The 22,103-nt window shown below is 66.4% G+C and carries 21 protein-coding genes and 1 tRNA gene; 6 read left to right on the top strand and 16 right to left on the bottom strand.

The genetic code is table 11. The annotated features are described in order from the left end of the window. Window positions 1–372 precede the first annotated feature (372 nt). Window positions 373–449, top strand: a tRNA-Val gene (locus G3N93_RS09950). A 309-nt stretch (window positions 450–758) separates the two neighbouring features. Further along, window positions 759–1,262, top strand: coding sequence for a DUF2628 domain-containing protein (locus G3N93_RS09945; protein ID WP_206132920.1), 504 nt, complete (start codon window positions 759–761; stop codon window positions 1,260–1,262). A gap of 101 nt (window positions 1,263–1,363) precedes the next feature. On the opposite strand, the gene G3N93_RS09940 is transcribed toward G3N93_RS09945, so the two are convergent. Together G3N93_RS09940 and G3N93_RS09935 are read right to left on the bottom strand one after the other, a co-directional pair. Then, window positions 1,364–2,245, bottom strand: coding sequence for a sigma-70 family RNA polymerase sigma factor (locus G3N93_RS09940; RefSeq protein WP_206132919.1), 882 nt, complete (start codon window positions 2,243–2,245; stop codon window positions 1,364–1,366). Beyond that, a complete protein-coding gene (locus G3N93_RS09935) occupies window positions 2,245–2,721 on the bottom strand; it encodes a carboxymuconolactone decarboxylase family protein (protein WP_174940315.1) in 477 nt (158 codons plus the stop codon). Before G3N93_RS09935 ends, G3N93_RS09940 begins: the two co-directional genes overlap by 1 nt. 539 nt (window positions 2,722–3,260) lie before the next feature. Between G3N93_RS09935 and egtB the strand changes: the two genes are divergently transcribed. From egtB to G3N93_RS09915, 4 genes are all read left to right on the top strand, one after another. Next, window positions 3,261–4,484: an ergothioneine biosynthesis protein EgtB gene (gene egtB / locus G3N93_RS09930; RefSeq protein ID WP_206132918.1), complete on the top strand. Its 1,224-nt coding sequence runs from the start codon at window positions 3,261–3,263 to the stop codon at window positions 4,482–4,484. Then, the gene (egtD, locus tag G3N93_RS09925; RefSeq protein ID WP_206132917.1) at window positions 4,468–5,481 is read left to right on the top strand and encodes an L-histidine N(alpha)-methyltransferase; all 1,014 of its coding nucleotides are present in this window, start codon (window positions 4,468–4,470) and stop codon (window positions 5,479–5,481) included. The genes egtB and egtD overlap by 17 nt, the downstream gene beginning before the upstream one ends. Before the next feature lie 296 nt (window positions 5,482–5,777). Beyond that, window positions 5,778–6,080, top strand: a complete 303-nt coding sequence (locus G3N93_RS09920) for a hypothetical protein (protein WP_174940309.1) — start codon at window positions 5,778–5,780, stop codon at window positions 6,078–6,080. A gap of 43 nt (window positions 6,081–6,123) precedes the next feature. Then, window positions 6,124–6,378 carry a hypothetical protein gene (locus tag G3N93_RS09915; RefSeq protein WP_011350453.1) on the top strand — a complete coding sequence of 85 codons (255 nt, stop codon included), beginning with the start codon at window positions 6,124–6,126 and terminating at the stop codon, window positions 6,376–6,378. 98 nt (window positions 6,379–6,476) lie between these two features. On the opposite strand, the gene G3N93_RS09910 is transcribed toward G3N93_RS09915, so the two are convergent. The 14 genes from G3N93_RS09910 to fliO form a co-directional block, all read right to left on the bottom strand. Beyond that, window positions 6,477–9,503 carry a type III restriction-modification system endonuclease gene (locus G3N93_RS09910; RefSeq protein ID WP_206132916.1) on the bottom strand — a complete coding sequence of 1,009 codons (3,027 nt, stop codon included), beginning with the start codon at window positions 9,501–9,503 and terminating at the stop codon, window positions 6,477–6,479. Further along, complete coding sequence (locus G3N93_RS09905; RefSeq protein WP_206132915.1) at window positions 9,503–11,521, bottom strand: site-specific DNA-methyltransferase; 2,019 nt, start codon at window positions 11,519–11,521, stop codon at window positions 9,503–9,505. Before G3N93_RS09905 ends, G3N93_RS09910 begins: the two co-directional genes overlap by 1 nt. A gap of 336 nt (window positions 11,522–11,857) precedes the next feature. Then, the gene (locus G3N93_RS09900; protein WP_041492704.1) at window positions 11,858–12,988 is read right to left on the bottom strand and encodes a porin; all 1,131 of its coding nucleotides are present in this window, start codon (window positions 12,986–12,988) and stop codon (window positions 11,858–11,860) included. A 281-nt stretch (window positions 12,989–13,269) separates the two neighbouring features. Next, complete coding sequence (locus tag G3N93_RS09895) at window positions 13,270–13,947, bottom strand: response regulator (RefSeq protein WP_041492705.1); 678 nt, start codon at window positions 13,945–13,947, stop codon at window positions 13,270–13,272. A 13-nt stretch (window positions 13,948–13,960) separates the two neighbouring features. Then, a complete protein-coding gene (locus tag G3N93_RS09890) occupies window positions 13,961–15,328 on the bottom strand; it encodes a sensor histidine kinase (protein ID WP_206132924.1) in 1,368 nt (455 codons plus the stop codon). 88 nt (window positions 15,329–15,416) lie between these two features. Then, window positions 15,417–16,274, bottom strand: a complete 858-nt coding sequence (locus G3N93_RS09885; protein ID WP_174940302.1) for an ABC transporter permease — start codon at window positions 16,272–16,274, stop codon at window positions 15,417–15,419. Window positions 16,275–16,311: 37 nt separating this feature from the next. Further along, complete coding sequence (locus G3N93_RS09880; RefSeq protein WP_011350460.1) at window positions 16,312–17,109, bottom strand: ABC transporter ATP-binding protein; 798 nt, start codon at window positions 17,107–17,109, stop codon at window positions 16,312–16,314. Window positions 17,110–17,230: 121 nt separating this feature from the next. Continuing rightward, a complete protein-coding gene (locus G3N93_RS09875) occupies window positions 17,231–18,235 on the bottom strand; it encodes an ABC transporter substrate-binding protein (RefSeq protein WP_122946571.1) in 1,005 nt (334 codons plus the stop codon). Between the two features lie 176 nt (window positions 18,236–18,411). After that, window positions 18,412–18,936: a hypothetical protein gene (locus G3N93_RS09870; protein WP_174946539.1), complete on the bottom strand. Its 525-nt coding sequence runs from the start codon at window positions 18,934–18,936 to the stop codon at window positions 18,412–18,414. 5 nt (window positions 18,937–18,941) lie between these two features. Then, window positions 18,942–19,559 (bottom strand): hypothetical protein, encoded by a 618-nt coding sequence (locus G3N93_RS09865; protein WP_174946538.1) that lies wholly within the window; start codon window positions 19,557–19,559, stop codon window positions 18,942–18,944. 142 nt (window positions 19,560–19,701) lie between these two features. Then, on the bottom strand, window positions 19,702–20,484 hold the full coding sequence (fliR, locus tag G3N93_RS09860; RefSeq protein WP_174946536.1) for a flagellar biosynthetic protein FliR: 783 nt from the start codon (window positions 20,482–20,484) through the stop codon (window positions 19,702–19,704). Window positions 20,485–20,507: 23 nt separating this feature from the next. Continuing rightward, window positions 20,508–20,780 carry a flagellar biosynthesis protein FliQ gene (fliQ, locus tag G3N93_RS09855; RefSeq protein ID WP_174940299.1) on the bottom strand — a complete coding sequence of 91 codons (273 nt, stop codon included), beginning with the start codon at window positions 20,778–20,780 and terminating at the stop codon, window positions 20,508–20,510. 19 nt (window positions 20,781–20,799) lie between these two features. Then, window positions 20,800–21,561 carry a flagellar type III secretion system pore protein FliP gene (gene fliP, locus G3N93_RS09850; RefSeq protein WP_174917331.1) on the bottom strand — a complete coding sequence of 254 codons (762 nt, stop codon included), beginning with the start codon at window positions 21,559–21,561 and terminating at the stop codon, window positions 20,800–20,802. A 36-nt stretch (window positions 21,562–21,597) separates the two neighbouring features. Next, window positions 21,598–22,103 (bottom strand): flagellar biosynthetic protein FliO (fliO, locus tag G3N93_RS09845; protein WP_241026486.1); only part of this gene is annotated, 506 nt, incomplete at its 5' end.

The following is a 22,103-nucleotide window of genomic DNA, read 5'->3' as shown; positions in this document are numbered from 1 at the left end:
CCCTGTGCCTCACAGTGGATAACGTCCCTAACCCCATGAATTCTCGACCGGAAGCGGAATGCATAACCTTGGGTGAGCCACGTGAACAGCTCAGGAAAGCACAGAACAACTTTTCATCGATTCACGGCCGCGGCGACATATCCTCAATCGTTCCACTGTGAATCCAGAGGCTTGCCGGATGGTTATCCAGAGGGCAATGTGGATAACATCACAGCGCATCGACGCGTTTTGCTGTGATGCGAACAGGTGAAGCCAACGTTCCCGGCATCGCCAGGCAACATCGATCGTCGGCCCCCGCGCACGCCGATTCAAAAAATTTTCACGAAGGGGCTTGTGCTCCTCAAAAACCCTCTCTATAATTCGCGGCTTCTTAGGCTCGTAGCTCAGTTGGTTAGAGCACCACCTTGACATGGTGGGGGTCGTTGGTTCGAATCCAATCGAGCCTACCAACGAACAAAATGAAGGGGTCTGGCAGCACAACTTGCCTACAGGCAATGCGGCTCGCCAACATACAAACGCCACGCGGCAACATCGCGTGGCGTTTTTCTTTTTCCGGCCGAAACAACGCATGTCGCCCCGATGCGTTGCGCGATCCACGGCATCGCATCCTTCCTCACCGACACTTCGATCCGCCATACAGCGGCCACTGCACCGCGCGTAGAATCGTGTGCGCATCGAAGCGGCTATTACGACCGTCGCCCGATCTCCAACGCATCAAAACAACGACGCGCGATCCGCGCGACTGAGAGCACACGACCATGTCCGACGTCACGACCGCCACATCATCCGCGAGCAACGACGAGATCGCCGCTTACGTCGGCAAGAAAGCCGCCTGGTTCGAAAAGAAGTGGGAGATCGCCGCGTCGCGAAAGAACCGGCAGTCGTGGAACTGGGCAGCCTGTTTCCTGGGCCCGGTGTGGATGGCGTATCGATGCATGTACTGGCAGGCGGCCGCCGTCCTTGGCGCGACGCTCTCGATCACGCTGGTCGAGCTGCTGTTCTTCCCGAAATACTTCGAATCGAGCACGCTCGACCCGGTCACCATCGGGATCGCGGTCACGCTCGGCTGGTGCGGGAACAGCCTCTACAGGACGCACGTCGAGCGCCAGATCGAGAAGCTGCGCCCGAACGCGACTTCCCGCGAATCGTTGCTCGCGCTGCTGGAAGCGCAGGGCGGCACGAACTGGCTCGCAGCCGCCGGTTTCGCGATCGCGACGCCGTTGCTCGGCTTCCTGATCTACATCGCCGCCGGGGCGTATTGATCGCAAGAACCGGTGGCCGGTAAAGCAGGGCGGCAGGACGGAGAAAAGGGCGTATCGTGGCCGTGCATGCGCACGGCACCCTACGCATGATCCTGCCGCACTCAATGCAGGTGCTTCAACTTGTCAGGATTCCGCACGACATAGATCGCGACGATCTTGCCGTCCTCGATCTCGAGCGCGGTGGTCTGCAGCTCGCCATCGGATTCCTCCGTGACGAAGCCCGGCAGCCCGTTGATGAACCCGGCACGCACGAGCTTCGACGCATGCGTGGCGAACAGCCTGGCCAGATACTCGTGCACCTTCATCACCGGCTCGAAGCCGAACACCGGCGTGCCCGCGGCCGAGCGCTTGCCGCCGCCGTCCGCGTGCAGGCTCACGTCCTCGGCGAGCATCGCGCCGAGCGCGCGCATGTCGCCGCTGCGTGACGCCGCAAAAAACGCCTCTGCCAATTCGATGCCGCGCTGTTTCTCGACGTGGAAACGCGGCCGTGCCTCGCGCACATGCGTACGGGCCCGCGCCGCGAGCTGCCGGCACGCGGCCGGGTCACGCTGGATCGTCGTGGCCACTTCATCGAACTCGATGCCGAACACGTCGTGCAGCAGGAACGCCGCGCGTTCGAGCGGCGACAGCCGTTCGAGCGCGAGCATCAGCGGCAGCGTGACGTCTTCCTGCTCGTCTTCCTCGACGACCGGCTCGGGCAGCCACGGGCCGATATAGGTCTCGCGCTGGTGCCGCGCGGACTTCAGCTGGTCGAGGCACATCCGCATCACCATGCGGCGCAGGAACGCTTCCGGGATGCGCACCTCGGTGCGGTCGACGTCCATCCAGCGGATGAACGCCTCCTGCACCATGTCCTCGGCATCCGCGACGGATCCGAGCATCCGGTACGCGACGCGGATCAGCGTGCGGCGCAGCGGGTCGAAACTCGCCGCCGCATCGGCCCGTTCTTCGGCGCTGCCCTTGGCCGGGTCGAGGTTCGGCATCAGGCCACCATCTTCTCAGCGGCGGCCTTTGCGTCGGCCGGATCGATCCACAGCCCGAAGCCGACCGCGAGCCGGTTCCAGCCGTTGATCACGTTGATCATCAGCGTGAGTTTCACCTGTTCCTCCTGGCTGAAGTGGTCGTTCAGCGCCGCGTAGGCCGCTTCGTGCGCCGCGTGGCCCTCCGACAGCCGCGTGAGCGCTTCGGTCCAGCCAAGTGCCGCACGTTCGCGATCGGTGTAGCAGGGCGCTTCACGCCACGCGGACAGCAGGTAGATGCGCTGCTCGGTCTCGCCTTGCTCGCGTGCCTCGGCCGTGTGCATGTTAATGCAGTTCGCACACGCGTTGATCTGCGATGCGCGGATCTTGACCAGCTCGATCAGCGTCGGCTCGAGGCTCTTTGCAGCGGCGACCGAAACGGTCATCCAGCTCTTCATCAGGGCAGGTGCGGCGGCAAACGGATTGAGTTTCGCGGTCATGGTCCTTCTCCTTTCGTGTGGGTTCCGGTGATATGACGAGCGAGACCCACGCGTGTGTGACATCGACGCGAATTTTTTTTTGAAGCCGATGAGCAGATCGGTGCGGAAGGCCGCCGGGCGAGGGTGGGCAGGGCGCTCGTCGAACGCGGGAAACGCGGCGATCGTGCTTCGTGCGCCCGTGCTGGTCAGACGAATCCGCATTCACGTCAGGGTGACGATCACGGCCGTGTGAAGGTCCGCCGCATGCATGTCCGCACACACCTCGATACGCGCTGATGTCAGCAATTGGCAGGTGATCGGTTGCTTTCATTTACATTTATCTGCCGCTTCGTCCGCATCTCGATCAGCAGCATTCACATTTCTGGCCCATACTGTTCTGCACGGGCAGATGAAGTGACGCCGCATCCGCGGCCCGGCGCGCGCGCCGGCTGCCCGACGACGCAGCAGCAGGTCGCACGTCAGCCGCGCGCATCTCGCGCAAGGCTTTCCCTTTTCCGGCAACACGCAACGCAGCGAATCGCGACGTGGACGGTAAACCGATGAGCCTCCTTGCATCACAGCTTCAGCGCCGTTACCAGGACGTGCGCGCCCATAGCGTCGCGTTGACCGCGACGCTGTCCGCCGAAGACCAGGCCGTGCAGTCGATGCCCGACGCCAGTCCGACGAAGTGGCACCTCGCGCATACGACCTGGTTCTTCGAAACCGTCGTGCTGATGCGCCGCGTGCCCGGCTACGCGCCGTTCGACGCGGCTTTCCAGTTCCTCTTCAACTCCTATTACGAAGCGCTCGGCCCGCGACATCCACGGCCGCAGCGCGGGCTGCTCACGCGCCCGTCGCTCGACGAGGTGCATGCGTACCGGCAGCACGTCGACGACGCGATGCTGCGCGCGCTGGCCGGCGCCGACGCGGCGCTGCTCGAGACGATCGCGCCCGAGGTCGTGCTCGGCCTGCATCACGAGCAGCAGCACCAGGAGCTGATCGTCACCGACATGCTGCACGCGTTCTCGTGCAACCCGCTGAAGCCGGCATTCCGGCCGCGCAACGGGACGGATGCGGGCGCGATGGCCGCGGGCGATGCCGGTGCGCAGCACTGGCTGCATCAGCCGGGCGGGCTCGTCGAGATCGGTCACGACGGCGATGCGTTCTCGTTCGACAACGAACGGCCGCGCCATACGGCGCTCGTGCGGCCGTACGAGATCGCGAACCGCCTGGTGACGAATGCGGAATTCGCGGCGTTCGTCGCCGACGGCGGCTATACGCGCCCCGAGTTCTGGCTGTCGGACGGCTGGGCCACGGTGCAGCGGGAAGGGTGGCAAGGGCCCGCGTACTGGATGGCCGACGACGACGACGTGGCCGCCACGCGCGTCCGGCGCACGTTCGGCCTGCACGGTGTCGAACCGCTCGCACCCGACGCACCGGTGTGCCATGTGAGCTTCTATGAAGCAGCCGCGTACGCGGAATGGGCCGGCGCGCGCCTGCCGACCGAATTCGAATGGGAAACCGCGTTCCCCGCCGAAGGCATCCGGCAGATGCTCGGGCACGTGTGGCAATGGACGCGCTCGTCCTACGAGCCGTACCCTGGCTTTCGGCCGCTCGCGGGTGTCGCGGCCGAATACAACGGCAAGTTCATGGTTGGCCAGCAGGTCCTGCGCGGCAGCAGCATCGCGACACCGCCCGGACACGAACGGCCGACGTACCGCAATTTCTTTCCGCCGGCCGCGCGCTGGCAATTCACGGGAGTGCGACTTGCGCGAGACGTCTGACCAGACGGCCACGAGCGGTGGCCAGCAACCCGCCCGCGATTCGCGGCCGAGCGCGTTCGCGCGCGACCTGATCGACGGACTGTCGCGTACGCCGCGCAGCATTCCGCCGAAATACTTCTACGATGCGGCCGGCTCCATGCTGTTCGATCGCATCTGCGAACTGCCGGAGTATTACCCGACGCGCACCGAGCTCGGCATCCTGCGCGACCGCGCGGCCGAGATCGTGCGGCGCGTCGGCCCGCATGCGGAACTCGTCGAATTCGGCGCGGGCTCGCTCGAGAAGATCCGCGTGCTGCTCGACGCGTTCGCGGGCAACTATGCGAACGCGCCGGCGCGCTACGTGCCGGTCGACATCTCGGCCGACTACCTGCACGACGCCGCCGCGCGGCTGCGTGCCGCGTATCCGTGGCTCGACGTCGCGCCGATCGCGGCCGACTATACGAAGGCCGAGCAACTGGCTGCGCTGACCGCGACACCGGCGCGGCGCATCGGCTTCTTTCCCGGTTCGACGATCGGTAATTTCTCGCCGGAAGAAGCCGATGCGTTCCTGCGCGATGCGGCGCGGTTGCTGCGTGGCGGCGGCTTGCTGGTCGGCGCGGATCTCGTGAAGGACGAGCGCACGCTGCACGACGCGTACAACGATGCGCAGGGCGTGACCGCGCAGTTCAACCTGAACCTGCTGGTGCGCGCGAACACCGAGCTCGGTGCGGATTTCAACGTCGACGCGTTCTCGCATTGCGCGTTCTACGATTCCGCGCGGCAGCGCATCGAGATGCATCTCGTCAGCGACATCGCGCAGACCGTGCACGTGCGCAGTCACGCATTCCGGTTCGAAGCCGGCGAACGCATCCATACGGAGAACTCGCACAAGTTCACGATCGACGGCTTCCATGCGATCGCACGCCGCGCAGGTTTCGCGCCCGATACCGTGTGGACCGACGCGGACAACCTGTTCAGCGTGCACTGGCTGCGCAGCGTCGACGATATCCGCGCGTGATGCGCATGCTGACGAACCGCTCGCGGATGGTGCGGGCGGTTCGCTTTCGGCGCATACGCACGCACGCCGGCGCGTGCCGCTCGCCCGGTTTCGTGCAAAAAATCCCTTTTTTACCGGCCCGATGCACCGCTGCAACGGTGCGTAGAAGGCCGCCTCTTCCTTGTCCCACAAGGCTTTGCGGACGGCCGTAAACGTCCGTTACCTGTCTCGCATACCCGTTTCACCTGTGTCTGTGTCCGGTGCCTAGACTCCGAACCGTATTCACATGACGCACGACACGTGCAGGGAGTCGCGAGATGAACAAGAAACTCATTCTCGGTGCAGTTCTCGGTGTAGCGGCGCTGGCAGCTTCGGGTGTCGCATCGGCCCACGTCGACCTGTCGGTCGGCATCGGTGTACCCGCGTATGCGGCGCCGGCGCCCGTCTACGTGGCTCCGTCTCCGCCCGTGATGTACGCGCCGGTCGGCTATCGCGATGACGGTTGGCGTGGCGACGGCTGGCGTCAGCGCGAATGGCGCGAACACGAGTGGCGCCGTCGTGAATGGCGCGAGCACGAATGGCACGACCGCGGCGGCTGGCGCGGCGGCCGCTGGGACTAAGCGAAACGGCTCGACTTGATCGCTACACGAGGAGAATGAAAACATGATGCCCATTCGACACATCAGGCTGTGCGCCACCGCCGCCATCGTTGCGCTTGCCACCATCGGCAGCGCGCACGCGGCGGGCTGCATGAAGGGCGCGGTGGTCGGCGGTGTGGCCGGCCACTATGCGGGGCACCACGCGGTGGTCGGCGCGGTTGGCGGCTGCATCGTCGGTCACCACATGGCGAAGAAGCACGCGCAAGAAGAGGCCGCGCAGCACAAGGCCGCCGCGCAGGGCATGCAGCCGGCGCAGTAAGCATCATCGTCACCGGGGCGGCGCTTGCGGCTGGTTGCCCCGACCGGCGCGCACCACGCGCCTCATGAAAAAAGGGCGGCTCATCGCCGCCCTTCGTTTTATCGCCCGGCGCCCGCCAGCGGCACCGCAGGTTCGAACAACGCGTCCGCCTGCCTGACGCGCACGAAGCGCGCCGCGCCGTCGCCGTCCACCAGCGCCCGGAAATGCGCTTCGCCGCACGCGAGCTTCGCACGCTCGTGCTCGCTCGGCACGTGGCCGTCCGTATTCGGCGTATCGACGACGAAGTACAGCCGCTCGCCGCCATCCTGTTCCGCGAGCACGGCCCAGTCCGGGTGATAGCTGCCGAGCGGCGTCTGCACGCGGAACCACGCGGGCAGCTTCGCGTACAGCCTCACGCCGTCATGCGCCTCGAGCGCATCGGCGAATGCACGCTCCGCGTCCGTCTCGCACACGACCGCCTCGTGGATCGACTTCTGCGCATCGGGCCGCAGGTTGCGCAGGTAGCCGGTCAGCGCCTCGCTCTCGAACGATTCGAGCGCATGCACATGGCGTTCGCCGAGCTTGCGGTACGCGATGCCCGCGACGAGCGCGAGCCGCTTGCAGCGGTTGATCGCATCGGCCGCGACCGCGATGAACTGCTGCGGATTCACGCGGAAATCCTCGAGCCGGCCGCTGTCGGCCAGGATCGTGGCCAGCGAACGGCGCGTGAGCTGCGTGCGGTCCTGCAGCTCGGTGAGCAGGTCAGGCAGCGGCAGCTCGCCTTCGTCGAGCAGCACCGTGCCGGCGCCGGTCACCTCGATCGCCTCGATGCCGGCCTTGCCGATGTCGATCTCGGCCTTGCGCCACTGCAGCCGTGCGCGCGCGATGTCCGGCGCGTCGTGCAGCGCGGCCGCGCAGTCGCGCACGAGCTTCGCGTTGTCGAACTCGACGCGGTACACGGTGCGATGGCGAATGCGGTCCCACAGCGCGCGGAAATCCTCGCCGAACACGACGGCCTTGCCCGACGCATCGCGTCGCAGCGCGATCGCGCGGCGCTCGTCCGCGTTGCGCACGGCAAAGCGGCCCGACAGCTTGCGCAGTGTCGCGACGATCGGTGCACGCAGCATTTCGAATGCGTCCGGCAGTACCAGCGCGCTCTGGCGCAGCGCGTCCTTCAGCCGGTCGAGCACCTTGCCCTGCGCGTCGACGTAGCCTTGTTCGTGCAGATGATTCCACAGCACGCGCGACAGCTCGACGCCGAGCGCATGCGCGGGCCCGTCGCCTTCCTGCACGGGCAGCGCCGCGAACTGGTGTTCCTCGACGATCCCGAACCGGATGCCCGTATCGGCCTCGATTTCCTTCTGCAGGTTCTCCGCGAACGACTCGTAGCGCTCGGTCGCGATCACGGTGAGCGTGTTCACGCCCGCATCGCGCACGCGTTCGCCGTCCTGGTCGACGGCGAGGCGCAGCCCGCGGCCAAGCGTCTGGCGACGCTCGCGTTCGGTCTGGATGTCGCGCAGCGTGCAGATCTGGAACACGTTCGGGTTGTCCCAGCCTTCCTTCAGCGCCGAGTGCGAGAAGATGAACTTCAGCGGCGTGTCGAACGACAGCAGCGCTTCCTTCTCGCGCATGATGAGGCCGTACGCACGCTCCGCGTTTTCGCGGGCCGCGGCGCTGCTTTCGCTCGTGTCGGTCCAGCCGCCCTTGCGGTCGATCGAGAAGTAGCCGTTGTGTGCGCGCCCGACTTCGAGCGCGACGTCGACACCGTCGAACAGTGCGCGGTAGGCCGGCACGCGCGCCGCACGCGCATATTCCTCTTCGAAGATCAGCGCGTAGTCGCCCTTCACGGGCATGCCGTTCTCATCGTACTGACGATAGCGCTCGACCGAATCGACGAAGAACAGCGACAGCACCTTCACGCCGCGTTCGGCCAGGCGCAGCTCCTTGTCCAGATGCTCGCGGATCGTGCGACGGATCATCTCGCGCTGCACGGCGAGCGTGTCGATGTCGCCGAACGCCTCGCCGAGCGACAGGAACGCCTCGCCTTCCGGATGGCGCAGCTCGACGTATTCGGCGCCCTTCACCGCATGGACTTCGCCGATCCGCAGCCCCGCGTACAGCGCGCGCTTGGTCAGGCGTTCGAGATCGTCGCCGTCGGTGGCCGACACGATCTGGCGCTTCACGCCGGCCGTCGTCGCGACGTCGAGCTCGACGCGCGCGCTGATCGCACCGCGCCGGTTCGACACGCCCACGAGCCGCACATACGGCTTGTTGTGCGCATCCTCGACGATCGCCGACGCGATCTCGATCTGCTTGACCAGCTTGCGCTCGTACGCATCGACCGCGTCGAGCCGGTACACCATGTGGTGACGGTCGACGTGCGTGGCCGAATAGCGCAGCGTGCAGAGCGGCGCCATCGCGGCGAGCGCTTCGCGGCCACGGCCTTCGAGCCCGCCGTCGACGCTCTGCGGCTCGTCGACGATCACGATCGGCCGCGTCGCGCGGATCAGGTCGATCGGCTTCTCGCCGCCGGTCTTCTCGCTGTCCTTGTAGAGGTTGTTGATTTCCTTCTTGTTGATCGCGGCCACCGTCATCACCATGATCTGGATCGCCGCGCTCGCCGCGAAGTGGCGCACCTGGCCGAGCTTCGCGGAGTCGTACAGGAAGTAGTCGTACGGCACACCCGCGTACAGCGCGCGGAAGTGATCCTCGGTGATCGCGAGCGTCTTGTGCACGCCTTCCTTGATCGCGATCGACGGCACGACGATCACGAACTTCGTGAAGCCGTAGCGGCGGTTCAGCTCGAAGATCGTGCGCAGGTACACGTAGGTCTTGCCGGTGCCGGTTTCCATCTCGACGGTGAAGTCGCGCGAGCCGGGCAGGCCGGACGGCGGCAGCCCGCCGCGCAGCTGCACGTCGGCGAGATTGCGCGCGAGCGCGTCGTCGGTCAGCGACAGCCGGTTGCCGACGCCCTGTTCCGACACTGCGAAGCCGAGCGAGCCTTGCGCGGCGGCCGTCGTGCCGGGCGCGGCGTTCGCGAGCACGCTGAAGTCGCCGCGATACGATTCCTGGCCGCGAAACAGGTCGCAGACGGCGTCGATCGCCTCGCGCTGGTAGTCGAGATCCGCTTCGAAATGCAGCCGCATCACAGGCTCCGCACGCGCTTCACGCCGTGCTGTTCGAGCAGCGCGGCGAGATTGAGCTTCGCGACGTCGTCGACGAAGCCGCTGTCGCGGAACAGGCACGTGACGTCGTGCGTCGTGCCGGTCGCATCGAGCAGGTCGACGATGCCGTCGGCGAGCGGGCCCGCGTCGTCGCGCGCGATGCGTGCATCGAAGCACGCGACGATCGAGCGGCCGATCAGGTGCACGGTCTTGCCCGCCACCTGGTGATGCTCGACCGGCGTGCACAGGTCGAGGCCGAGCTTCAGCGTCAGCTCGGCGAGCAGGTCGTCTTCGGTGCGGCCGGTCTTCACGTGCTCGACGGACGCGAACAGCGCGTGGTCGAAGTCGTCGCGGCGCGGATCCCACTCGATCACGTTGGTCGTGTCGAGCCGGTACACGCGGAAACCGAGGTCGCCATAGCTTTCCGGGTAATCGCGCGCGACCTGTTGCGCGGCGCGGCGCAGGCGTTCCTTCGTGATTTCGGCGAGCGTCAGCGGCTTCTTCAGCTTCGTGCAGAAGTCGGCCGCGCTCTGCTGCGTCTTGTCGCGGCGGTCGAGCGCTTCGGGCAACTGCACGAGCACGTAGCGGCGCGCGCCGCCGTCGGTCGCGTTCACCTGCATCACCGCGTGGCCGGTCGAGCCGGAGCCGGCGAAGCAGTCGAGCACGATGTCGTCGCTGCGCGTGCACCAGCCGATCACGGCCGCCGCGAAATCGACCGGTTTCGGCAGGTCGAACGGGATGCCGAGCGTCTTCAGCAGCGCGTCGTCGGAGCCGGCGAACGGCAGCACCGACGGCACGTTCTCGTACATGTTCTCGTCGAGGTAGTAGATCCGTTGCGGCTGCGTGGTTTCATCGGCGCCGAATTCGATCTGGCCGCGCTCGATCAGCGCCTGCATCGTCGCGGGCGGGTTGCGCCAGCCGCGCGCCGGCATCGCGCACGGCTTGCCGGTGACCGGGTGGATCAGCGGCGTGAAATACTCTTCCGGCGCCTTCTTCTTGTTCGGCCAGGCCATCGACACGAGGCGGTACACGCGGCCTTCTTCCGATAGCCGGTCGTACATCACCTCGCCGCCGGACAGGTTGGTCTGCGCCTTCATCCACGCGCGGTACGCCTTCTGCGCGTCCTTCGGGTTGCCGCTGCGATACACGGCGTCGTGCGCGGCGTCGAGCATGCGCTGCGCATTGCGCTTCGGGCGCTTGAGCGGCGCCTGTTCGAGCAGCGTCTCGGCGTTGCGCGCGAACAGCACCAGCGATTCGTGCTGGTACGCGACGCCGCGCGCGTCGCCCTTCGGGTTGCGCTTGTCCCACACGGCGACGCCGAGCTCGTTCTCCTCGCCGAAGATCTCGCGCAGCATCAGCACGAGCGCATGCACTTCATGCTCGTCGATGTGCACGGCGATCAGCCCTTCGTCGGACAGCAGCGCGTGCGCGAGCTTCAGGCGCGGATACATCATGTTCAGCCAGTCGGTGTGGAACCGGCCGTTCGCCTCGGTGTTGGTGCTGCGCTTCACGCCGCCCTGGGTCTGCCCGGTCATCGCCAGGTAGTGGCGGATGCTGTCGCTGAAGTCGTCGGGATAGACGAAATCGCTGCCGGTGTTGTACGGCGGGTCGATGTAGACGAGCTTCACCTTGCCTGCGTAACTCTTGTGCAGCAGCTTCATCACGTCGAGGTTGTCGCCCTCGATCACGAGATGGCGCGTGTCGTCCCACGCGACGCTGTCGTCGGGGCAGGGCCGCAGCGTGCCCGTCGACGGCGTGAGCGCGGCCTGGCGCGCGCTGCGCTTGCCATGCCAGTGGAAGCCGTAGCGCTCGTCGGCGTCGCCGACCGTGCGTTCGCCGATCAGCGCTTTCAGCACGTCGACGTCGACCGACGCGCCGCCGGGGCCTTCGGTCACGAGTTCGGGGAACAGCGCCTTCAGGCGCGCGACGTTGTCGGCGGTGAAATCGGTCGACATCGCCTGCGGGCTGGCCGCATCGAGTTTCTGCATCGTCTTTTCCATCGGAGCCCGGCCGCGCGCGCCAGGACATCGGGCGCGCTCGCAGCACCGGCGGCAATGGCCGCCCGGGCAAACCCGAAACGCTATCGAGTCACCCGGCCGAGGTCAAGCGCCGATGTGGGGCGATCGTGCTGGTATCGGCCGCGATTGCCCGCCGGACGGGCCGCAAGCGGCTTCGGGCCCGTTGTCGCATGGCCGGCCGGCGACCGCCTGACGGGCATCCCCGGCGCGCGCAGGAAAGGACGAAAAAAAGGGCACGGTCGGCGCCAAGCGCCGGCGTGCCCGCATGGAGAATCCCGGATGGAGGGTGCGACGGGGCCCGTCGGGCCCCGTTTCAGGTCAGAAACGCGTGCGGATGCCCGACGTCAGTTCGAGCTGGTTCTTCGCGCCGAACGTCGACGACACCGTATAGCCGCCGTGCAGCTTCATGTAGTCGCCGGCGAGATACACCTCGGTGCGCTTGCTCAGGTGATAGAACACCGACCCGTAGATCGTTTCCTTGAAGCCGTTGGCGACGCCGTTGGTCAGGCTGAACGCGCCGAGGTTCGCGTTCGGCGTGAAGCCGTCGGCGTTGTTCGCGGCGTTCTTGACGCGCATCTGCTGGTAGCCGAGCTCGTAGTCGAGCGCACCGGGGGGCGCCACCTTCACCGACACGGTCCACGAATCGTCGTGGCGCTGGCCGAGCGAACCCTGGTCGCCGTTGTAGCGGAAGTAGCCGGCATTCAGGCGCACGATGCTGAACGTGTAGTTGCCGCCGACCGAGAACGTCTGGTTCGTGAAGCCGCCGTTGTTCACGTGGTTGTAGAAGCCCGACACGTTGAACGGCCCGCCGTTGTAGCCGAGCGCGACCTGATACGCGGAGCCGGTCGCGAATGCGGTCGAATTGCTGAACTGGTAGCCGGCGCTCGCGAAGATGCCGTTGCTGAACAGCTTCTTCCACGCGATGCCGTTGTTGTAGCGCGTGCCGGTCGGGCTGGCCGCGTAGAAGATCATCTGCTTGAAGTTGTTCGAGTTGGTCCAGCCGCCTTCCTCGGTCGACAGCTTCGCGGAGCCGTACGGATCGCCGTAGATCGCCGCCGCGTCGCGCGCGATCGTGTTCTGGAACCCGGCCGTCAGCTTGCCGAAGCGCTCGTCCTCGATGCCGACCCACGCATCGCGGTCGAAGATCTGGCCGTTGTCTTCCATCTGGCCGTTCGCGACCACGTATTCGCTTTCGAGGCGGAAGATGACCTTCGTGCCGCCGCCGATGTCTTCGGCGCCGCGCAGGCCCCAGCGGCTGCCGCTGAACCACGGCTCGCCTTCGTTGCCCATGCCGATCACGTGATTGCCGTTCGCGTCGGCGTGGGTCCGGTAGGTCGGAAAGCTCAGGTCCATCAGGCCGTAGAGCTGCACGCTCGATTGCGCGTGCGCCTGGGTGCCGGCGCACAGGCCAGCCGCCGCGATGGAAAGGGCAAGGGTTTTTCGTTTCAAGATCGTCTCCTCCGAGCTGCCGCATTGAAATCTGGTCGTTGGCAGTACGTAATGTATGCCGACTCTTGCCGGCCACAGCGAGAGGGCCGACGCGTAGCATCGTAGAGGGTGCAATCCTTCACGACGCTTTCCCGGACGCAAGAATCGGATCGGTGAAAACACCGAACGCGCAACAATCACGGATCGGGCAGGCGTGCGGAAGCCGGCAAGCCGGGGGCGCCGGCATGCAGCGATGACGTTTCGTGCTACGAATCGATAATCAGGGCTCGCAAAGGCGCCCGTCAGTCCTGTGTGCTCTTCATGCGCAGGATGTAACCGAGCCCGCGCAGCGTGATGATCTCGGCCGTGCTGCCCGCGAGATGCTTGCGCAGCCGGTGGATGTAGATGTCGATCGCGTCGGCGCTCGGCTCGTCGTCGAGCGCGAACACGCTGTCCATCAGCCGCGCCTTCGACACCGTCTTGTTCTGCTGCAGCATCAGCGTTTCGAGGATCGCGTGCTCGCGGCGGCGCAGCGCGAGCACCGTTTCGCCGCAGCGGAATTCGCGTGTGCCGAACGCGTAGACGAGATCGCCGCACACGAGCTGCGTCGTGCCGACGCCGGCCTGCCGGCGGATCAGCGCGCGAATCCGCGCGACCAGCTCGCGCGATTCGAACGGCTTCACGACGTAATCGTCGGCGCCCGCGCCGAAGCAGTCGACCTTGTCGTCGACCGAGCCGTGCGCGGTCAGCATCAGCACCGGCACGTTGTCGTTGCGGCGCCGCAGCCGCGCGAGCACCTCCTTGCCGCTGATGCCGGGCAGGCGCATGTCGAGCAGCACCGCGTCGTAGCGTTCGGTCTTCAGTACCGTATCGGCACGCTCGCCGTCGCCGACGGAGTCGACCGCGAAATCCTCCCCGCGCAGCAGGTTCACAATCCAGTGCGCGAGTTCGGCGTTGTCTTCGACCAACAGGAGTTTCATGACGGCGTTCTCTTCAATCGTAGGCGGGCAGCCGCACTGTTACGACGATACCGCGATTGCCGGCCCCCGGCTCGAGCGACGCGCTGCCGCCGTGCGCCTGCGCGATCTCGCGGACGATCGCGAGCCCAAGGCCCGAGCCCTCGGTATCGGCCGACACGCGATAGAACCGCTTGAACACGTGCGGCCGCGCTTCGGCCGGGATGCCCGGGCCGTTGTCGACCACATCGAGCACGATCGCGTCGCCGTCGCGGCGGGCGCAGACCGTCACGCAGCCGCCCGGCTGCGTGTAGCGCACCGCGTTGTCGACGAGGTTCATCACCAGCGCGGTCAGCAGGCTGTCGCTGCCCGCGACGTCGAGCCGCTCGCCGAGGTCGGCGCCGAGGTCGATATTGCGCCGCTGCGCGAGCACGATCGTTTCCTCCAGCACGCTCGACACCACGGCCGCGAGATCGACGCGATGGGTCAGCAGCGTCGACGGTGTCGCTTCCGCATGCGCGAGCAGCAGCAGCTTGTCGGTCACGTCGGCCATCTTGCGGCTGCTGCGCTGCATGCTGTCGAGCACCGCTGCGAGTTCCGGATCGTCGTGCCCGCGCCGCTGCGCGTACTGGATCTGCGTGTCGAGCACCGCGATCGGCGTGCGCAACTGGTGCGCGGCATCCGCGATGAAGCGGCGCTGCGTGGCCGTGTGCATGTTGAGCCGCGCGATGCACTGGTTGATCGCGTCGACGATCGGCCGCAGCTCGTTCTGCAGCCGCTCGGGACGGATCGGCTCCAGCTCCATCGGCCCGCGGTCGGCCACGTCGTCCTTCAGCTTCATCAGCGGGCGCATCTCGAAGGTGAGGCCGAGGTACACGAGCCCCATCGCGAGCATCAGCATCAGCGACAGGCGCACGAGCTGCGGCCGCCAGATCGTGGCGACCATCGCGCGGTGCGAGCGCGTCGTCTTCGCGACGACCACCGTGACCGTCTCGACGTGCCCCTCGTCGTACAGCTGGCGATCGTAGGCCACCGCGCGCAGCGGCACGCCGTCGAGCGACGTGTCGTACAGCGTCGGCTCGATGCCGTGCCGCGCGGGCAGGTCCAGCGCCGGTGTGCCCGCGAGCAGGCGGTCGTGGCCGTCGATGACCTTGTAGAACACCGAATCGCGCGACGGCGACTCGAAGATCTCGAGCGCGGCCGGCGGCACGTCGGCCACCGGCAGCCCGTTGCGCCATTCGATGTCCTCGCCGATCGTGCGTGCGGACGCGACGAGCGCGCTGTCCTGCACGAGCGCGGCCGTGGTCCGCGCGGTGTCGTACGACATCGCGCCGGCGATCAGCATGAACACCGCGAGCGGCAGCAGCAGCCACCACAGCAACCGTCCGCGCAGGCTGTGCGCCATCCTGTTGCGCTCCTTCTCCGAAATGCCGAACCGCGCCGGGAGCGCCGGCGCGGTCGGGAGTGTCATGTCAGGCGTCCGTCTGCGGCGTTCAGAACGCCGCGGGGCGCCACTTCAGCAGCCGCTTCTCGAGCCATGTCAGCAGGTAGTCGGCGGCCAGCGCGACCACGGCCAGCACGATCATCGCCGCAAATACGCCGCTTGCGTTGAACGCGCCCTGGGCGGTGGAGATTAGCAAACCGATGCCCTGCTTGGAACCCAGGAATTCGCCGACGACCGCCCCGACCAGCGCGAAGCCGAAGCTCACGTGCAGGCTGGCGAGAATCCAGCTCAGCGCGGACGGGATCACGACCGCCGTGGTGATCTGCCGGCGCGACGCGCCGAGGATCTGCGCGTTCGCGATCAGGTAGCGGTCGGCTTCGCGCACGCCCTGGAACGCATTGCCGAACACGACGAAGAACACCATCACGACGGCCAGCGCGATCTTCGACGCCATCCCGAGGCCCAGCGCGATCACGAAGATCGAGCCGAGCACGACGCGCGGAATCGAGTTCGCGATCTGGATGTACAGGCCGAACACGTCGGCCATCAGCTTGTTGCGGCCGAGCACGATCCCGCAGATCACGCCGGCCACCGAGCCGATCAGGAAGCCGATGCCGGTTTCCTCGAGCGTGACCCACACCTGCGTGAGCAGCGGGCCCTGCGACGTGCCGTTCACGAACCAGTCCTGGATCTGGTCGAAGATCAGCGACGGCATCGAGAAGAAGAACGGATCGATCCATTTGAGTCGTGCGGCGAGTTCCCACCCGCCGAGCACGATCACCAGCACGGCGATCCGCAGCGTGACGATCAGGTTGCGCCGGCGGCGCAGCCGGCGTTGCGCGGCGCGCTCGTCGTCCTCGAGCGTCGTTGCCGGAATGGCGGTGGGGGGAAGCGTCATGTCGGTCATGCTCCTGTCCTTGCTGTCCTTGCCTTGAGCGTATGCGTCAGCCGATCTGCACTTCTTCGCGCAGGTCGTGCCAGATGTCCTTGGAAATTTCGATGAAGCGCGTGTCGTAGCGGATCTCCGACGTGACGCGCGGGCGCGGCAGGTCGATCTCGTACACGCGCTTGAGCGTCGCAGGCCGCGCGGTCAGCACGAACACGCGGTCGGCGAGGGCGATTGCCTCTTCCAGATCGTGCGTGACGAACACGACCGAGCCCTTGTTCGCCGACCAGAGCTGCAGCAGCTCGTCCTGCATCAGCGTGCGCGTCTGCATGTCGAGCGCGGAGAACGGCTCGTCCATCAGCAGGATTTCCGGCTGGTTGATGAAGGTCTGTGCGAGCGCGACGCGCTTCCTCATCCCGCCGGACAACTGGTGCGGGTAGTGCTTCGTGAACTTGTCGAGGCCGACCTTGCGGATCCACTCCTCGGCCTGCGCGTACGCGACGTCCTTCGAGCGGCCGCGAAACAGCGGGCCGGCCGCGACGTTGTCGATCACGTTGCGCCACGGGAACACGGCGTCGGCCTGGAACACGAAGCCGATGCGCGGATCGATCCCGTCGACCGGGCGACCCATCACGCGCACTTCGCCCGACACGGGCTTGAGCAGCCCGGTGATCAGGTTCAGCGTCGTCGACTTGCCGCAGCCGGTCGGCCCGACGATCGCGATGAACTCGCCGCGCGCGACGCTCATGCTGAAGTCGCGCAGCGCGACGGTGGCCTTGCCTTCCGGCGAAATGAAGCGGCACGACACGTTGCGAAACTCGATCGCCGGTGTGCTCGGGGAGACTGCCTGGTTCATCGCATTCGTCCTGCGGGTGAGGAGAGCGTCGCATCGTGGCGACGCCGGGCCGGTCAATCGGGCCGGAACGGGGCACGCTCGGCGGCGGGATCGCCGCCGCCGGCGCTGCTACCGATGTCGCTTACTTCGCGTTCACGAAATCGTTCGTGAAGGTGCGCGCCAGGTCGATATGCTTGCCCTTCACCGACGGGTTGAACGCCGACAGCACCTTCAGCACGGTGGCCGGGCCGTCGGCCGGCATCTTGCCGTCGGCCGTGTACATCGGCAGCGACGCCTTCAGCGCGCTCACGTACAGCGCCTTGTCCTTCTGGTAGTCGGCCGGCATCTTCGCGGCGATCTCGTCGGCGCTGTGCGTGTGGATGAACTGCATCGTCTTTGCGAACGCGTGCGCGAGCTTGGTCGCCTGCGCCTTGTGCGAATCGGCCCAGGCCGACTGCACGTACAGGCTCGCGGCCGGATACGTGCCGCCGAGCGCCGCGCGCGTGCCGTCGACGGTGCGCATGTCGACCAGCACCTTCGCGTCGCCCATCTTCTCGAGCGCGGACACGGTCGGCTCGGTCGTCATCCCGGCGTCGATGCGGCCCTGCTTGATCGCGGCGATGAAGCTCGCGTCGGCGCCGACCGGCAGCATCGTGTACTGGGTCGACTGCACGCCGTGCTGGAGCGCGAGGTATTGCGTGAGGAAGCTGGTCGACGAGCCGAGGCCGGTCACGCCGAGCGTCTTGCCCTTCGAGTCGGCCATCGACTTGAAAGTCGGCGCGGCCTTGGTCGACACCATCTCGACTTCACCCGGCACCTGGCCGAACACGGCGATCGCCTTCACGTCCTTGCCCTTGCTCTGCAGGTCGATCGTGTGGTCGTAGAAGCCGACGACGCCCTGCACGGCGCCCGCGAGCAGCTCGTTCTCCGCGTCGACGCCGGCCGGCTGCGACAGCAGCTCGACGTCGAGCCCTTCGGCCTTGAAGTAGCCGAGCTCCTGCGTGAGCCGCGCGGGCAGGTAGATGAGCTTCGCGATCCCGCCGACCATGATCGTGATCTTGCCGCCGTCGTCGGCGAAAGCGGGGTGAGCGGCAAGCGCGCAGCTCAGGCTGGCTGCAACGGCGAGGGTGCGCAGGATGGGTCGCATCGGGTCGTCTCCGTTCGTTGTATTCGTGTGGCGCGATGCTTGCTGCATCGTCACGACGAGTATAGGGAGGCGAAACCTTCCGCTACCTTTCGCGGGCGGGCGATTCCTTTAGGGGTTTTCCAGCAACGGAGGGCCGGTGCGGAAAGCGAAAGATTTCGCCATGCGCAGTTGGTTTGTCAAACCGGTGAGATGCCGCCGAGGTCGATGCGAGTCAGATTCCCGTCCTGTGCGGCAGCAACCGACAGATTCGGTGCGATTGCGTATCTGACCGACGCATCGTCGCGCCAGATCAGGGAGAGGCAGCGTGTCACGTTGTCATAGACGACAGCCGGCTCGCGGACGTCCGCGCGACCGAGCGCGTCAAACACGGCGCTGAAGGTCGGCGTATGCGGAGAAACCGGAACGGGTGGCGGCGTATCGGCTTTTTGCCAATGATCGGCATTGGTATAGAAGTCGAATGAACACAAGCGGCCCGCACCGTCGAGCATGAGCGTCAAACTGCCGGCGGTGATGACGCGACGGGTTTCGGCGTGCACGCCAAACTGGTCGTCAAGTCGGTCACGCAGGACGGAAGGCCGCGCCGTCCGATTGTCAGGCGCATGGCGAATGTCGCAGGAGAGCGTGAAGCAGTCCTCGTCCCATTGCATGTACGCGATCGCGGGCGCAACAAGCGGCGCGGCACTAACGATGATCCCGGTCATATTGGCTAACGCTTGTAGACGAAATGCAACACCGTGTAATCGCTTTCGCGAACGACGACCTCGAGCTGATAGCGAACGCCTCGGTGCGTCATCGGCGCAGTGTACTGGAAGATGCCACGATGCCCTTTGGGATCCGGTATGCGCTTGCCGTGACGAATGGCAAGTCGAAGAATGTGAACGGGCACGAAGCGCCAGGGTTCCTGCATATGCGCGAGCGGCGTGGCGGCAAAGCGCAGTTGTCTGCTTGCCGAAGCGGCGAAGCGCGTTCTGAGGCCGGATAGTGCGGATCGACCGATGATCGCGTGAGTACGGAACCCACCGATCTTCGCCATCGCGCGGGCACCCGATCGCCACACGGCACCGACAACGAAAATCGCATCGATCGGATCGATAAGCGGCGCTTCCAACGGCTTCTCGATGACCGAAATGCACGTGCCATCGAGGTCGGATATATATGCGACGCCACCGGTTTCCGTACGGTATCCGATGATGGCGTCCGATTGACTGTCAAATAGCGGCTCCGCATGAATTGGCAGATTCGACGGCCGGATTTCGAACCAGGCGGAAGATACTGGCGCGCGACCACGCCATACGTGTGCCGCTTCTGTACCCGTATAGAGCATGCTGGACGATCGACCCTCGACGAGGTCGTTCCGATGGATGAGTCCGCCAGCGTATTTTTCGCGAACGCCCAAAGCAATCAGACACGTTCGAAAAGCGAGGGCGCAGCGCGAGAACCCCTCGCGCCTGACGAGTATTGCCGCCTCAGTGCCAGCCGATCAGCACGCGGCCCATCGCGTCGAGCCCCATGTCGAACAGGTGCGCCACGAACGGCACGAGGTTCGGGATCATCAGTTGCACGAGCAACAGCCCGACGAGCATCGTGACGGGAAAGCCGATCTGGAACACGCCGATCTGCGGCGCCGCGCGGTTCAGGATGCCGAGCGCGAGGTTCGCGATCAGGAGCGCCGCGACCACCGGCAGCGCGAGCAGCAGCCCCATCTCGAACACGGTCGTGCCGAACCCGGCAAGCGTGCGCCAGCCCGGCGCGTGCAGCAGGTCGGCCGACACCGGCAGCGACTGGAACGACGCGGTGAGCGCGGCGAACACCTGCAGGTGGCCGTCCACCGCGAGGAATGCGAGCATCGCGACCGCGTTCAGGAAGCGGCCCATCACGGGTGTCGCGCCGCTCGTGTGCGGATCGAAGAAGGTGGCGAAGCCGAGCCCCATCGACAGCCCGATGAAGTCGCCGGCCGCCTCGACGGCCGCGAACACGATCTGCATCGTGAAACCCATCGCGGCACCGATCAGGAACTGCGTGACGAGGATCCAGATGCCCTGTGCGGAGAACACGGTGACGTCCGGCATCGCGCCGAGCGTGGGCGCGACGACCAGCGCCATGAACGCGGCGAGGCCGATCTTCACGCGCACGGGCACTGCCGCGTGGCCGACGACGGGCGCGGTCGCGACGAGCGCGAGCATCCGCACGAACGGCCACAGGAACGCCGTGAGCCAGCCGTTGAGCTGCGCGTAGGTAACCGAGAACATCGTCGCCGGGTGGTGCGCGCGGCTCAGCCGACGCCGAGCGTCGCGACGTGCAGCAGCGTCTGCCGCAGGTAGTCGAGCATCGTCGTCATCATCCACGGGCCGGCGATCACGAGCGTCACGGCAACCGCGAGCAGCTTCGGGATGAACGACAGCGTCGCTTCGTTGATCTGCGTCGCGGCCTGGAACAGGCTCACGACGAGGCCGACCACGAGCGCGACCAGCAGCAGCGGGGCGGCCAGCAGCAGGCCGACCATCATCGCCTGGTGCGCCAGGGTCATCACTTGTTCGGGCGTCATCGTGCGATTCCTCCGCGGCTTACGTAAAGCTCTGCGCGAGCGAGCCGATCAGCAGCTGCCAGCCGTCGACCAGCACGAACAGCATCAGCTTGAACGGCAGCGACACGGTGGACGGCGACACCATCATCATCCCCATCGACATCAACACGCTCGCGACGACCATGTCGATGATCAGGAACGGGATGAACACCGTGAAGCCGATCTGGAAGCCGGTCTTCAGCTCGCTCGTGACGAACGCGGGCACCAGCAGCGACAGCGGCACGTCCTCGGGCCCCTGCATCGGCGCGGCCTTCGAGATCTTCGCGAACAGCGCGAGATCGGTCTCGCGGGTCTGCTTCAGCATGAAGGTCTTGAACGGCGCGACGCCGCGCTGCACCGCCTGCTCCATCGGCATCGAGCCGTCGGAGAACGGCTTGTAGCCGTCGTTGTACGCGCGGTCGAGCACCGGCGACATCACGAAGAAGGTGAGGAACATCGCGAGGCCGACGAGCACCTGGTTCGGCGGCGTCGTCGAGGTGCCGAGCGCCTGGCGCAGCAGCGACAGCACGATGATGATGCGCGTGAAGCTCGTCATCATCAGCAGCATCGCCGGCAGGAACGACAGCATCGTGAGCAGCAGCATCGTCTGCACGCTCAGCGAATACGTGGTGCCGCCGTGCGGGCCCGGGCTCGCGTTGAACGCGGGCAGGCCGTTCGCCTGCGCACAGGCGAGCGCAGGAGCGAGGCAGAGGATCAGCACGGGCGCGAAGCGCGCCGCGCGATGCAGGAATGCGTGTTTCATCGGAATGCGGGGTCGGAAAGAGGGCGCGGCGCCATGTCAGCGGTCCTTGCCGCGACCGAGGCGCTTCGCGGCTTCGCCCGCGAGCGCATCGCGAAACCGCGAGCCGAACGTGCCGGGCAGGCCGCCTTCGGACGGGGCGGCGCCGGCGGATGCATCAGCGGAAGCCGGAGCTGCTGCCGAACCGGCCGGCAGCGTATGCAGCAATCGCACGTTGCCCGGCGCGACGCCGAGCACGAGCCAGGTGTCGCCGATCTCGACGATCGTCGCGCTTTCCTTCGCGCCGACCGCGACGCTCGACACGACCTTCAGCGGGCCGCCGCGGCGCGCGTGCTGGAAGCCGAAGCGGCGCGCGAGCCATGCGCACGCGAACACGAGACCGATCACGACCGCGAGCCCGACCAGCGTCTGCAGCACCGCGCCGATGCCGAGCGACGGTGCGGCCGAACCGACCATCACGCTCGACGCGATCGCGCCGGCGTTGTTCACCGCGTTCATGTCGGCGGCGCCGGCCGGCGTGCAGGCAAGCGACGCCGCAATGGCCG

Source organism: Burkholderia sp. Se-20378, from assembly GCF_017104665.1.
GTDB classification, from domain to species: Bacteria; Pseudomonadota; Gammaproteobacteria; order Burkholderiales; family Burkholderiaceae; genus Burkholderia; species Burkholderia lata.
This window is presented reverse-complemented; position numbering and strand designations above follow the sequence as displayed.